The sequence below is a fragment of the Facklamia sp. P12945 genome (assembly GCF_050409485.1).
GTDB lineage: Bacteria > Bacillota > Bacilli > Lactobacillales > Aerococcaceae > Facklamia.
The window spans coordinates 25871-39259 of the sequence record NZ_JBNUPJ010000018.1 but is presented as its reverse complement, the minus strand read 5'-3'; the positions used below and the strand labels follow the sequence as shown (position 1 = coordinate 39259).

At 34.8% G+C, this 13389-nt stretch carries 16 protein-coding genes; 1 reads left to right on the top strand and 15 read right to left on the bottom strand.

Features of this window, described 5'->3' with window-relative positions:
* Positions 1–140 precede the first annotated feature (140 nt).
* The 11 genes from ACQV2X_RS06960 to ACQV2X_RS06910 form a co-directional block, all read right to left on the bottom strand.
* Positions 141–851: a YdjY domain-containing protein gene (locus ACQV2X_RS06960; protein ID WP_428874878.1), complete on the bottom strand. Its 711-nt coding sequence runs from the start codon at positions 849–851 to the stop codon at positions 141–143.
* Between the two features lie 19 nt (positions 852–870).
* Complete coding sequence (locus tag ACQV2X_RS06955; protein ID WP_428872798.1) at positions 871–1257, bottom strand: hypothetical protein; 387 nt, start codon at positions 1255–1257, stop codon at positions 871–873.
* 20 nt (positions 1258–1277) lie between these two features.
* Complete coding sequence (locus tag ACQV2X_RS06950) at positions 1278–2180, bottom strand: nucleoside hydrolase (RefSeq protein WP_428874879.1); 903 nt, start codon at positions 2178–2180, stop codon at positions 1278–1280.
* Positions 2181–2186: 6 nt separating this feature from the next.
* Positions 2187–2873, bottom strand: coding sequence for a TVP38/TMEM64 family protein (locus ACQV2X_RS06945; RefSeq protein WP_428874880.1), 687 nt, complete (start codon positions 2871–2873; stop codon positions 2187–2189).
* On the bottom strand, positions 2851–3540 hold the full coding sequence (locus ACQV2X_RS06940) for a TVP38/TMEM64 family protein (protein WP_428872794.1): 690 nt from the start codon (positions 3538–3540) through the stop codon (positions 2851–2853). Before ACQV2X_RS06940 ends, ACQV2X_RS06945 begins: the two co-directional genes overlap by 23 nt.
* Positions 3541–3588: 48 nt before the next feature.
* Complete coding sequence (locus ACQV2X_RS06935; RefSeq protein ID WP_428874881.1) at positions 3589–4266, bottom strand: TlpA family protein disulfide reductase; 678 nt, start codon at positions 4264–4266, stop codon at positions 3589–3591.
* Positions 4267–4276: 10 nt separating this feature from the next.
* Positions 4277–4930: a cytochrome c biogenesis CcdA family protein gene (locus ACQV2X_RS06930; RefSeq protein ID WP_428874882.1), complete on the bottom strand. Its 654-nt coding sequence runs from the start codon at positions 4928–4930 to the stop codon at positions 4277–4279.
* Positions 4931–5057: 127 nt separating this feature from the next.
* Positions 5058–5780 (bottom strand): glycine/sarcosine/betaine reductase selenoprotein B family protein, encoded by a 723-nt coding sequence (locus tag ACQV2X_RS06925; protein WP_428872790.1) that lies wholly within the window; start codon positions 5778–5780, stop codon positions 5058–5060.
* A gap of 12 nt (positions 5781–5792) precedes the next feature.
* Positions 5793–6473 (bottom strand): TIGR04283 family arsenosugar biosynthesis glycosyltransferase, encoded by a 681-nt coding sequence (locus ACQV2X_RS06920; protein WP_428872789.1) that lies wholly within the window; start codon positions 6471–6473, stop codon positions 5793–5795.
* The gene (locus ACQV2X_RS06915; RefSeq protein WP_428874883.1) at positions 6470–7987 is read right to left on the bottom strand and encodes a TIGR04282 family arsenosugar biosynthesis glycosyltransferase; all 1518 of its coding nucleotides are present in this window, start codon (positions 7985–7987) and stop codon (positions 6470–6472) included. The genes ACQV2X_RS06920 and ACQV2X_RS06915 overlap by 4 nt, the downstream gene beginning before the upstream one ends.
* Entirely contained in the window at positions 7987–8445 is a 459-nt protein-coding gene (locus ACQV2X_RS06910; protein ID WP_428874884.1) for a hypothetical protein, read from the bottom strand. The genes ACQV2X_RS06915 and ACQV2X_RS06910 overlap by 1 nt, the downstream gene beginning before the upstream one ends.
* 168 nt (positions 8446–8613) lie before the next feature.
* Between ACQV2X_RS06910 and ACQV2X_RS06905 the strand changes: the two genes are divergently transcribed.
* The gene (locus ACQV2X_RS06905; protein ID WP_428872786.1) at positions 8614–9330 is read left to right on the top strand and encodes a rhodanese-like domain-containing protein; all 717 of its coding nucleotides are present in this window, start codon (positions 8614–8616) and stop codon (positions 9328–9330) included.
* 54 nt (positions 9331–9384) lie between these two features.
* On the opposite strand, the gene ACQV2X_RS06900 is transcribed toward ACQV2X_RS06905, so the two are convergent.
* Genes ACQV2X_RS06900 through ACQV2X_RS06885 form a run of 4 tightly spaced genes read right to left on the bottom strand, consistent with a single transcriptional unit; the run spans position 9385 to position 13356 of the window.
* On the bottom strand, positions 9385–10425 hold the full coding sequence (locus ACQV2X_RS06900; protein WP_428874885.1) for an ABC transporter ATP-binding protein: 1041 nt from the start codon (positions 10423–10425) through the stop codon (positions 9385–9387).
* Positions 10426–10435: 10 nt separating this feature from the next.
* The gene (locus ACQV2X_RS06895; RefSeq protein WP_428874886.1) at positions 10436–11230 is read right to left on the bottom strand and encodes an ABC transporter permease; all 795 of its coding nucleotides are present in this window, start codon (positions 11228–11230) and stop codon (positions 10436–10438) included.
* Positions 11220–12128 (bottom strand): ABC transporter permease, encoded by a 909-nt coding sequence (locus ACQV2X_RS06890; protein WP_428872782.1) that lies wholly within the window; start codon positions 12126–12128, stop codon positions 11220–11222. The genes ACQV2X_RS06895 and ACQV2X_RS06890 overlap by 11 nt, the downstream gene beginning before the upstream one ends.
* A 1-nt stretch (position 12129) precedes the next feature.
* Positions 12130–13356: an ABC transporter substrate-binding protein gene (locus ACQV2X_RS06885; protein WP_428874888.1), complete on the bottom strand. Its 1227-nt coding sequence runs from the start codon at positions 13354–13356 to the stop codon at positions 12130–12132.
* Positions 13357–13389 lie beyond the last annotated feature (33 nt).

Below are 13389 nucleotides of genomic sequence, written 5' to 3'. Positions count from 1 at the left end.
ATATCAATAAACTGGTGTTATATATCCAAGAACAAGAAAAAATAAAGACCCGAGACAAAATGCGTGGACATTTTATCTCGGGTCTTATTTTAAAAGTTATAGCAAAAATGGACTTATGATACAGCCCCTCCAATGAATTATTATTCTGCTTCAGCTTTTTCGTTTGATTCAACTTTCTTATCTTTACTATCCTCTTTGTGGATTGAATAAGTAATGATTACCGGAGTCCCTTCTTCTGGTAAAATCTCACCATTTCCTGAAAACGCTACTTCCCCTCTTTTTTCAACGGCCCCGTAGGTATAAGTAGCATTTGAAATAAGTCCGACTGGGCATGAATCTAAACAAGTGATACAACCTGTATGTTTATCATGGGCACGCCCTTTATTTCCACCAAAGCGGAATTCAAAGTCATTGCCATTAGAATCAATAATTGTTTCACTTAGGTTGTATTCTTTTTCAGCACCTTCCCAAGTTACTTTAATATCCATTAAATCCCCTGCAACATGCGTTTCTTCCGCATTTTCAGCCGTCATATTATCGCCTGGTTCTGCCCCGATTTCTATTAAAGCTTCATAGAATTTATTTTGATTAGCAGTTGTTCCGAATACCGATTTTCCACCAAAATTACCATCATCGAAGACCACGGCATGACGGGTAGATGTTTCTAAGTATTTTCCATTTACGTAAGCATATATCGAAATGGTGCCTGCTTCCTTATCGACCACCATCGGGTTTTCCTCTGTCGGTAAATTTGCAGGAGCATCTTCCTTTGCAAGTGTTGGGACAGATAAAGATAAAACGGTAACGAAGGCAAAGACAAGTGTCATTAATTTTTTAATCATTTTGTTCATATTATTCATCCTTTCAAAATTAAACTTGCTGACTTTTTAGCTTTCGATCTTTCAACCAAAAGTAAATCATTAAAAGAGTCATGACTATCATCAAAATTAAAGTAATCATTTTAATTTGACCTATCTTCATATCTAAAAAAAACATATCGCGAACATTATAATAAAAAATATTAGGTGATTTAACAAGCATTAAAGTAACGACACTAATAAGTCCTAGGAAGTAAGTTATTGGTTTTATCTTGAACAAAAAACTTACCATGATAAATAGAACAAAAACTATCCAACACAAAACCCAAGTATGCACTCGCATTTCTAACCATACCCAATATGACATTAAAGCGCTTGCTAGAAGAGCAAAAATAAACCCTGAGCAAATTGCTATTAGTAAATTATGCCATTTGAACATCCAAAAACCTCCTTTGCTATTTAATCTTCCAATTTAACATTTAGCCAGCGCTGAAATAAATTCTTTCGTATTTGATCTGCCTTTTTAACAACAGGGGTATTAATTAAAGCTTTTTTTAAAGGTCTAGAGCTTGAGTAAGGACTGAAATCAAAATCTTCCGCTATTAAAGAACCCATTGAGAGACTATTAACAGAAACATTAAAAGAAGTCCATTGATCCTCAAATAATTCAGGATTTACTAAATAGACCGCTGCTAATGAATCCCAATTATAAAAGCCTTTAATACCATACTCATCTTCATTATCGACAAACCAAGGTTCTGCATAGTTTTGAATTAAATGAGCAATGGCCGATTGTTGGTTAGAAAAAGCTTCTTCATATTCTGATCGAGTAAATAAAAGATCTAAACAGTGATTAGCTGTTAAAATAGAAACATTTCTTCCCTTAGTTAAAACGGTAAAAGCAGCCTGCGGATCAATGGAAAAGTTCATTTCTCGCATTTCTTGCTTGTCAAAGATCAACGGCTGAGTAATCCCACCCATTAAGACAAGTTGTTTAACTTTTTTGAAGAAATTACTGTCTCTTAGATAGGCCCCTTGCAAGTTGGTCATTGAACCGACTGCAATAATGATTAACTCATCTTTATATTTATTAGCCAAATCTACCAATAGCTGGCTTGCTGGTGTTAAATAATCAGCTGTTTCACTTGCACCTTTTGCATAAGGAATTGAATGAAGGCCAAGTTTGCTTATTAATTGACGGGTCGATTGGTCTACTTGCTCAATGGTCGAATTCCCAAATGTCGAAGTGATACCCACTATAGCGACTTCTGGACTCCCTAATAAATACATCAGCGCCAAACCATCATCAATGTCGCGATTGGGTGTGAAAAAAGTATTATCAAAATCAATTAAAACTTTCATTATCCCTTATTCCTCCTCATCTACTTCAAGCTTTTGGGCTACTTCTGGATTTTTCTTCTTAATAAATTTCCCTAAAAAGGCTGTGCCGAATACTAGTAAAGCCACTAATATTATTGATAGTGAAAAAGAGGCATCACTAGGTTCTAAAGCCTTATCGCCAACATTTACAAAAATAAATGTCCCCGGCAAAATGCATATGAGAGAAATCCAAAGATAGTCCCAGAATGAGATATCCGTTAAGCCAAAAGCATAGTTTTCAACATTATAGGGAATTACAGGCATAATTCGAGCCAATGCAAGAACTAACTTTAAATGTTGGTTATCGGTGGTCAATATCCCTTTGGAACTAGGATATCTTTTAAATAAAAATTTTTGTGCCGGTTGCCTAAATAAATAGCGCGAAATTAAAAACATGAAAGTTAGATTCAAAGCCGCACCTATAAAAGTCAAGATGGAGCCTAACCATAATCCAAATCCCATACCTCCAGCAAAAGCTAGGAAAGGAACAGGGAAAAACCCCATCGGTAAGAAAACCCAAAGTAATACATAAATCCATTTTGCAGAAGACCCTGATTGTAAGATTATTTCTCGTACACGCTCGGTTGAAAAATTTAAGGTCAGCCAGATAGTTAAAGCTACTAAAGCAATCACTAAGCAAACCTTAAACCATTTACTTAGCTGCTTTTTTTGCATGGCGTTCATTATAAATCGATTTAACAATATAAATGACAATTGTTACAGCAAATAGTGACATTAATCCAATAAATAATTGTTTACCGCCACCACCGAAGTTTTGTCCAATATAAGAATAAACAAGAGTAGCCGGTAATTGACCGATTCCGGTTGCTAAAAAGAATGGCCAGAATTTCATAGAAGTTAAACCAGCTGCATAAGAGACTAGGTCAAAACTAACAAATGGTAATAAACGGCAAACTACAATGGTGTACTTTCCATATTTTTCAAAAAACACATCTAAAGATTTTAAGGCTGTTTTACTGGTAATCTTGGCAACTGCGTCGCGTCCCAAAATTTTAGCAATGTAAAAGCATAAGGTCGCTCCAGCCATTGAAGATGTCCAAGACAATACCGCTCCCCAAAACCATCCAAAAATGGCAGCATTAGATAGAGTGATTAAGAAAGCAGGAATGGGTGAAAGAATCGATTGCAAAATCATCAAGAAAAAGGAAACACCAGCAGCAACATTTCCGTAAGAACGAATATAAGCAATTGTCTCTTCTAAATTAACTGCTTTCATGGCTGAAATAGACTCGTTAATAAATGACTGCACCGAGGGAATAAAGAGATAAGATAAAAGTGATAATACAAGTACAACAATCACTGCCAATTTATTTTTTTTCATAAGAACCTCCTAAATATTAAACTCCACCACCATCAAAATTTTACATTTTTATAACAATTCCTCGATTTGCTCTAGTAATTGCTTTTCATTGATTAGGCCAATATGATGGTATACTACCTCTCCTTCTTCATTTATAAAAATAGTAGCGGGCAAAAAGGTAGCTTGTAGGGACATCATGGTTGAAAAGTTAACATCATAGAATACAGGAAGAGTCAAATTAAGGTCTTCTAAATATTCATTCACTGCTTCTTTAGTTTCGCCAGGTTGCGAATTAGTGGCATTGATCATATAAAAATCAATATCTTCTTGGTAATCTTCCCAAGCCGTTTGAAAATAAGGCATTTCTTTTTTGCATGGTGGACACCAAGTTGCCCAAACATTAACAACCATAGGTCGACCAAAATTTTCAGATAAAGTCATTGATTTATCTACTTGATCTTTAATCCTTACACTATCTACATTAAGATGACCATATCGATCTTGTTTTTCTTCATTTGTGCTATTAAGCTGACTACTTTCTTCCCTTGAAGTTTGAAGAGATACTTCTTTTCCTTCAATAACCTCTTCGCTTGTTTTGTTAAATGTTAAATCGATCTCATTGACAGTTTCCTGAATTGTTTCTTTTTTATCGATAGATAAACTTTGATCTTGAACTTTGTTATAAATAAAGCCCCCCAGACCTATAATAACGATTAAAAGCAAACCATACGTTAATAACTTTTTCATTGTATTCCTCCTAGACTAGTTGTAGTAAAAGCGTTTCTAAGATGCCTGATATTGTTAATAAACCGAAAAGGATTAAAAACCAGCCTGAAGATAGATTGACTAAGTGATAATGTTCCTTGATAAATGTAAGGACTTTTTTACTTTCATCTACCAATAATGCAGACAGAATGAAAGGAATACCTAAACCTAAACAATAGCTAATTATAAGCAAAAATGAAGTCCAGCTAGTAGCGACACTGGCTATATAAGTTAATGCAGAAGCCAAAAATGTTCCAACACATGGCGACCAAGAAATGGCAAAGACTAGACCAAATAAATAAGGATTGGCCACATAGGAACCTCGCGAATGAGGCCTTAACTTAGTCATTAGCTTTTGACCATTAAGATAATCGACACCCATAATAATCATAATGCTTCCTGCGATAAAGTTAACGACTTGTCGGTGCATCATAAAAAAGGATCCTACAGTGGACACAAAAAGACTTAATAAGATAAATATCGTAGAAAATCCTAACATAAATAAAATTGCTTTAATGAGGGTTTGTTTAGTAGAGCTCTCCCCTTCACTGCCTGCAAAGAATGCAATATAAAGTGGAAGCATTGGCAGTAAGCAAGGAGAGACAAAAGTCATTAATCCCTCGATAAATAATAATAGATAGTCCATATTTTTAAGCTCCTTTCTCACAAAGATTATCATGCCATTGGAGTCATTCAACTAAAAGTAATCACGCTAGTATAAATAAATTAATTATTTGAAAGTAAGCCGCTATTCGCATTATGTGATTGAATAATTAAGCTTTTTTAAAAGGTCTTATCTCCTCTGCCCCACCTGATACAGCAAAATCTAAGAATTGATCCATAACTTGCCAATGCTTAATAGAATCATTCGCCTCTCCAAAAGTTAAACCTAAAGGAAAATCAATGGTAAACATTCTAGGTGGTCTCGATTTGGCTGCCACTTTAGGTAAGTGCATAATTGAAGCGGTACGGATCCCTTGCTTTTCTACTTCTCTTTGGATTAGCCCAACGGACTGATGGCAAATATATCAGCCAGGAGAAAGGAGTACCAAATCTACTTGATCTTCAACTAACTGACGGGCAATCGCAGGTGCTGTTTCATCAATTAGTAAATTTACTTTTGGTATATAACCCATTAGGCCATAATGGCGCGGTGCAACAGAGCCGATTTTGCCCTTTGTTGCCATCTCTTGAAGCATCTGTATGGGAAAGACACAGTTTAAATCTTCATCTGCCGGTCCATGATCATAATGATCATGAGTAATCATAATATTTTCCACCCGACTATCCCCAGGAATCATTCGGAAAGTATGATCTCCCTTAATATTAAAAGGGGCATCGCTTTTCAAATGGGTTCCTGCTGTTGTGATAAATGCTACCCTACACTCTGAAAGAGGCTTAGTTAATTCAACATTAGAGGGGGCTTCATCGATGGTAACCACCATTCTTTTGGCTATGGCTGCAATGATATTTTCTTTAATACTTCTCTTTTTCATTCGAATCCCCTTCTATGAATAATAGACTTGAGTGATTGCTTTCATTGAGTAACCCTTACGAAATAGATACTGGCAATATTGCATCTTAAGAAGTGTTCTAAAGACACCTTTTTCTTTAAAACGACGGTCCGAGGTATAAATGAACTGATCTGCTACAACTAATTCTTCACCCTTAGCCTTGTTTCGTAAAAATAAATCATAGTCTTCCATTAAAGATAAAGCATGAAAACCTCCTAGTTCCCAATAGTAATCTTTTGTCATAAAAATCCCTTGATCACCGAAAGCTATCTGTCGATGTTTAAGTCGCCAATTTGATCCATAAGCAATCGCTCTTAGCCATAAATTATCTGTTTGAAAGTCTAATGGAAAAGCTCCAATCTTTCCTTTCAGCAGACTACTCAGGATGACCTTTTTAGGAGAACGTTTAAAGTAGCTATCTGCATGTAAGAATAAAAGATAGTCTCCTTTGGCCTTTTTAGCCCCTACAGCTAATTGACTACCACGACCCTTTGGACCATTCAGGACTTTATATTGATTTTCGCTAATAAATTCTTGAGTTCCATCTTCACTACCACCATCTACAAACAGAATTTCAATTTCTTCGTCCTTTAAATGCTGTAGATGCTTTAAAGTTTGAGGTAAAATTTTTCTTTCGTTATAAACTGGAATAATCACACTGATCAAATAATTCATAAGGTAATATCCTCCAACTTTTCAATATAAGCTTTAATTTCTTGTAAGAAAACAGGGCTAATAAAGCGGGAGATGGTTTCAAAAGAGTGGTCATTTGACTTAACTTTTTGTGCTTCTAAATATTGAACATAAGCCATCGAACACCAAGTGACTCCTCTTAAACAAGTAAAATGAAGATATTGTTTAAGCTTATCTTTATTAATTTTCACCTGGGAGGACTTATCATACTCTTTAATGAAAGCGGAGATTTGCTCATATGAAAGTAAGTGGTCTGTTTTCCATAATGTGGTTGTGGGAGCTAGAAAATGAGCGATATCTTGTTCCCTCTCACCAACCAAAGGCTTCTCCCAGTCAATTAAATAGGAATCACCTTTAGAATTAATCAAAAAATTGTGTGAATTAAGTTCTGTATTAATAACGCAAGGATTGCTTAATTTATTATTGAACGAATATTTTTTCAGACCTGCCATCAATGCATCGATTAGATCAATAACCTCAAGATCTCTGCCCTTCCATTTTTGATAATGACTATACATGTCAACAAATTCCTGATACATCAGTTGGAAGGGATTATTAGCCTTAATAAGATGAGGAATGGTCTGGCTATCTACACTATGGATTCTAGCCAAAATATTAGCAGCTTTGGATAAGTCCTTTTGATAGTCTAAGGGATGACCGGGGAGGTATTCTTCAATTAAATAACCCTTACCTAACAACTTAGTATGAGGCTGGCATTGATATACCTTCGGCACAACCCCTGAAGAAGCCAAACCCTTCAGTGCTAAGTATTCATATTCAATTTGATTGTCTAAATTCATTTGCGAACCTAAAGCAATCCTAAAAATCTTTCTGCCCTTATCAATTAGAAAGTTGGCATTATATTCCCCCTGATTAAAATAAACTGCATCTGGATCTCCTGATAGATAACGCACCACATCTTCCCGCGTGTCTAGGTCACGAATGGTTTCTGTCAACGCATAGGAAAGTTTTGCTGCAGAAACTTTATTGATCGTCCTTTGGCATACTTCATCGTGTGAATAATTCTCTAAATCAAAAAGAGACTTAGAGAACAAACGGCTGGCTATAATGCCATAACCTCCATCTAAGGTAGGAGCTAAAACAACATCTTCAGTGTCTAGCATGTCAATCATTTGCTCAACCAAAGATTGCTTGATGTCAACTAGATCACAGCCTAATAAAAGAACTTTATCATAGCCACGGTTAAAAATTTGCTGCATGGCTCGCGACATTCGTTCTCCTAAATGAGCTGTTTCAAGCTGGCCGAATATCTTATCACTATCAATAGCTAAGTATTTTTGAATGGCTAATTTTTGATCAGCAGGTGCTACAAAAAGAAAGATGTCTGCATCCACCTTACAAATTTCTTTGTAAGTTTGTTGTAAAAGGTGAATCGATAGATGGTGAATATCTTCCTTAGGTAAAAACCCTTGTAATCTAGTTTTGTTATATCCAATTAAAGGTAATTTGACAAAATAAATAATTGCAGTCGACATTATATGGCTCCTATCTTAATTTCGCATTCTTTAGTCTGAGGATGGAATAAAAAAATTAATAAACAACCTATCAAATTTCCAACTCCTAAAAGTGGTAATCCTACTAGGAAATACGGATACATAATTAAAAGACTTTTATCTGTAAAAAAGCTCATAATAATTAGTTCAGACAGAGAAACGATCAACAGTATCGCCCAATGTGTTTTCCAAGAAAATTGATAACAAAATTGAATCCAGCTTTTAGTTTTAAATAGAGCAATAATAGCAATTAAAATAATGAAAATAGCTACAACATACCAAATCCAATGATAGTTTTCAGCAAACCAAAACTGATTAAATTGAAATTCTCGATAATACACATGGCGATAGAGTCCTATCCGCTTACTAGCATATTCATTCACAAAAAAACCACCTGTGACTATTAATATTTCAATCGCCCAATATATTTTACTTAACATTTTGGACCTCCTCTTATAACCTTGCTCATTATAGCATACAGCTACTTTTTTTGAATGAATGTTTTATTGATATTACTAATAAATAGCCCGTATTTATTTAATAAGTCTATTTGTGATTAGATGACCATTTTAATAAAATAAAGACATCAAAATAAAGGAGTGGGTATAATGCAAAAAACACTTTTAAAATCTTTAAAACTTATTGTCACTTTTGTAGCAGTTTTTGCTTTGGGTCTTTCGAACGTTTACGCCCAAGCTGAGATAATGACAGGCGAAGAACTTGAAAAAATCCAACTAGATAAAAAGAAAAAGGAAAAATATTTGGTAATTGATGTCCGACCTGAAGAAGACTATGCAGAAGGACATCTTTCACATGCCATTAATATCCCTTTAGATCAATTAGAAGAACAATTAGAACGATTAGAAGACTACCAAAAGATGCCAATTATTGTTTATTGCAACACAGGTAATAAGTCTGCAGAAGCTGCTAATCTTTTAATCGATAATGGCTTTGAAGATGTTAAAGATGCTGTAGGGGTTAAAGACTTTGAATATACTTTAGTAACTTATGAATCTATCTTGCCAGATACCTTCATTGAAGCAGCCGAAGCAGGCAAAACCATTTTCATTGATGCACGTGATCTTAAAGACTTTGAAAAAGCAAGTGTAGAAGGAGCCATTCATGCTTCAGTTGATAAGCCAGAAACTGTTTTAGAACAATTACCTGAAGACAAAGAAGTTGAAATTATTACTTTCTGTTATTCTGGTAATAAATCCGCTCAAATAGCTAACTTCTTAACCGAAAAGGGCTATACTAATGTCAAGAATTCTCTAGATGGTACAAAAGAAAATAAAAAAATTCCAATTATTGAAAAAGCTTCATAAACGATTGTAAGCAAAAAGCCCAACTTATAATTGGGCTTTTTCTATTTAAATCTATCATTCAAAACTAATAATATCTGCATGATTAACATAAAGCCAATATTTTTCGCCTACTTTATAATCTTTTAATGACTGGTGCAAGACATTGACACTCCATTGTTCACTTGAATTGATTAATTGAAATTTTAAATCTACATACTCTGGGTATTCAAAAAAATGGGTTAGTTTAGCAGGGAAAATGAGACTGGAAGAGGAAAATAAACGTTCTGTCTTAACTTCCACACGAATTGGTCTGACAAAAATTTCTTTGCCAATATAGTCTTTTAATTTAACATTAAAATCCATCTCTAACCAGTCTTTTCTACTTTCTTCAATAACTTTTAAACGGTTCAACACTCCAAAGAAACTACCCACATATTCATTTTTAGGATGATCAAAGACATTTTTAGGATAATCCACTTGCACTAAATTACCCTCATGCAGAAAAGCGATACGATCAGCAAATTGTACCGCTTCTCGCTTATCATGTGTCACTAAGATGGTTACCAGCCCTTTTTTAACATGTAAGTTATGTACTAACTGGCCCATCTCCCTTCTAAGAGGCTCATCGAGTCCGGAAAAAGGCTCATCCAACAAAAGAACCTGAGGTTCATTGGCTAAGGCTCTTGCGAGTGCTACCCTTTGTTGTTGACCACCTGATAGTTTATGGATGGAAGAAGCTTGTAAACCAGGTAAATGCACATCATTCAATAAAGATGCTACCCGCTCATCGATCTCTTTAGCTTTCATTTTCTTTAACCTCATTGGAAAAGCAATATTTTCTTTAACGTTATAATGCGGAAAAAGTCTTAAATCTTGAAAAACCACCGAAACTGGACGGGAATGACTTGGTTCTTTCATAATAGAAGTTTGATTAAGTAAAATATCTCCCTCAGCATTTTCAATTAGTCCAGCTAGTGTTTTCAAAAAAGTAGTTTTTCCAGATCCAGAAGGCCCAAGTAAAGCTAAATACTCTCCCTTTTTAACTTCAAGATTAAGATCTTTTAAGACTTTGTTATGACCCAAACTCACTGATATATTTCTAATGATTAAAGACACGGTTCACCTCCTAATAATAGTCGAATTTTTCATATTTACTTTGATATAAATTGGAAAGCCAAGAGAGTAGTCCCATAACTAAAAAGCTAATAATTAAAAAGAACAAAGCGTATATGCTAGCAATTGTACGATCGTTTCTTTGTAAATAAGGAAAAATAATTACTGATAGGGTTTGAATCTTCCCCCCACCTATCATTAAAGTCAGGAAATACTGACTAAAAGAAACAATGAATGACGTAGCCAAACTGGTCGCAAGAACAGGGAGCAGCAGTGGAAAAGTTATTTTCCAGAATGCTTTCAACTTATTTGCTCCTAATACCCATGCTTGCTCTTCTAAATGAAGGCCAACCGCATGGTAGGCATCAATCACTAAGTATGAAGCATAGGGTAAGGAATAAATCAAATGGGCTAATATCACGCCCCAAAGCTTATTAGCCCAGCCCCATTCAAACATTTTTTGATGAATACCTGTAGCAAAAACAATCACAGGAATTAGAAAAGGTAGGGCGATAGTCAACTGAATAAAATTCTTAAAGAAGCCTTTAGCCATTACCGTCGCTCTAGCAGTCATTAAGGCAATCAAAGATGACAGCATGGCTACACATGACGAAATAAATACTGAAGATAGTATAAGTGTTAGTAATTGATTAGGTTGCCGTACCAGATTTTCAAACCCTCTTAGGGACAAATTGTGCGGGATCAAATGAGGCCATGGCCAGCGAGCAGTAAATGCCCAGATTAATAAAATACTAATTGGCAAAAAAATAACTATAAATATTAAGAAATGAATAGTCTTACGATACATCTCGACCCACCTTTTCTTCACTGAATAGTTGTTTCTTTAGTTGTGGATAAAATGCTATCAGATAAATTACTACAACGGCTATCAAACTAATGAGTATTAAAATTCCATTATATGCCATTGCCAAAGGACGTTGGCTTAAATCAGGATGCATATATGCTTGATAAGCTGCAATTGGTAATGCCTTAGGTAAAGTTGGTCCTAATAAAGCTGCTAGCTCGTAGGAACCAAAAGCGTACATAAATATAATGAAAAAGGCAGCTAAGATTGTGTTTTTTGATAAGGGTAGCACAATCTTAATAAAACTTTGTAAGCGACTGGCTCCAAGCGTCTGTGCAGCTTCGCCAAGTTTATTATTGATTGAACTTATTATAGGATAACAATAAAATAAAACAAAAGGAATTTCTTTCCACATAAAAGAAAAAATAATGCCCCAACCATTTGGTTGAAACATTAATGCATCAAACCAAGCTTGGGCATTTGAAATTCCCATTGCAAATAAAATTCGTGCAAATATTCCGGTTCGTCCAAACAGTTGTAAAGTAAACAGTGCGACCACTAAATGAGGAACAATTATAGGAATTTTTACTAGCGTCTGTTGCCATCTACTTAATTTTTCTTGAACAAGCCAAAAGTAAGCCCAAGCTAGACCCATAATCGTTGAAAGAAAAGCTGAATAAAAAGCAATTTTCAATGAAAAAAACACTGATTGCTTAAATTGTTTATCATTTAATAAATCTTGATAGTAAGTCAGACTGAACTCATTTAAATTTAAAGAAGGAATGTATCCAAAAGACTGCACTATTCCAATCATTACACCTAACAGTAAAAACAAACTTAAAATGAACTGAGGCATAAATAAGAGAACTGCATAAAAACGCTTCTTCTTCGTAAGCTCCATTTTATTTTCCTGCCACTTCATCTAGCCAAATTTCTTCGATCAAAGGCACTAATTGTGCGGGCATTTCTGGCAGTCGCTTAGATAAAAGTTGTTCTTGTGGTATTATCCCCTCGCCAATTTCTACTTCCTCAAAGTCTGCTTTTAATTGATCATTTAATTTATCATTATCGATTACCGGAATTAGACCGAGGTGTTCGTATTTTGATAATTGCATTTCTGGCGATAGCATTTCATTTATTGCTACCATAGCGGCTGCTTTGTGTGATGCATTTTTACCAATTGCTATAAAGTTAGTATTACCTATTGTGCCCTTTTCAAAAACAAATGATTGGGCAGTCGATGGATACATTCCCTGTTCAATTGATCGAGCAATTTCATAAGCGTTATAGTTGATATGAAAAGCAACTTCTCCATCCATAAATAAATTGTTTAAGGCAGGACCATCGCTTGGATAAGTTTTCCCCTCACTCCATAAATAAGGAGCCAATTCATTTAAGTAATCCAAAGCCGGTTGAATGAGAACTTTCAGCTCTTCTTTATCTGTTTCCATCTTTTGAAATTCTTGATAATCAACAAATTCATAGATAATATTCCGAACAAAAGCGGAACCGGTAAAATCTGGCAATGCCGGATAAGTAAAGCTTCCAGGATTTTCTTTTACGTATGCTAACAAGGATTCAGCATCTGTAGGAGTTTCTTTAGTTACTTCTGAATCTTTAATTAAAACAAGCTGAGATTTTGAGTAAGGAGCTTCAAAACCTTCAATTGGATAGCCAAAATCCTGATTGTTTTCTATATCTTCTATATCTAGAAATTCTTGATAATTTGGTAAAATTTCTGTGAATGGACCATATAAGAGTTCATTTTCTCGAGCAGATTTAAAATTCTCGCCATTGATCCAAATCATATCCATTTCACTTTCGCTAGTTTGAGCTTGCTTCTCACTCACTAATTGACTCAAAATTTGATCGATATCCATCGGAATACGGTTTAACGTAATATCATATTTTTCTTTAAGTCTTGGTCCATATACTTCATCTAACCACTGGTTAAGCTTTTCATCGCCGCCCCATCCATAAAAATTAACTTCACTTCCTTTTGCTTGCTCTACTATTTCTTCAAAAGATAAGTTGTTTAATGGGCCTCCCTCATTGGCAAAAACATATGTAGTATTGACTATTAAACTGGTTATAACAGCTAAACTTAATAATTTTAGAATTTTTTTCATTAATATTCTCCTTAATAAAAAGCATGCTCGTCG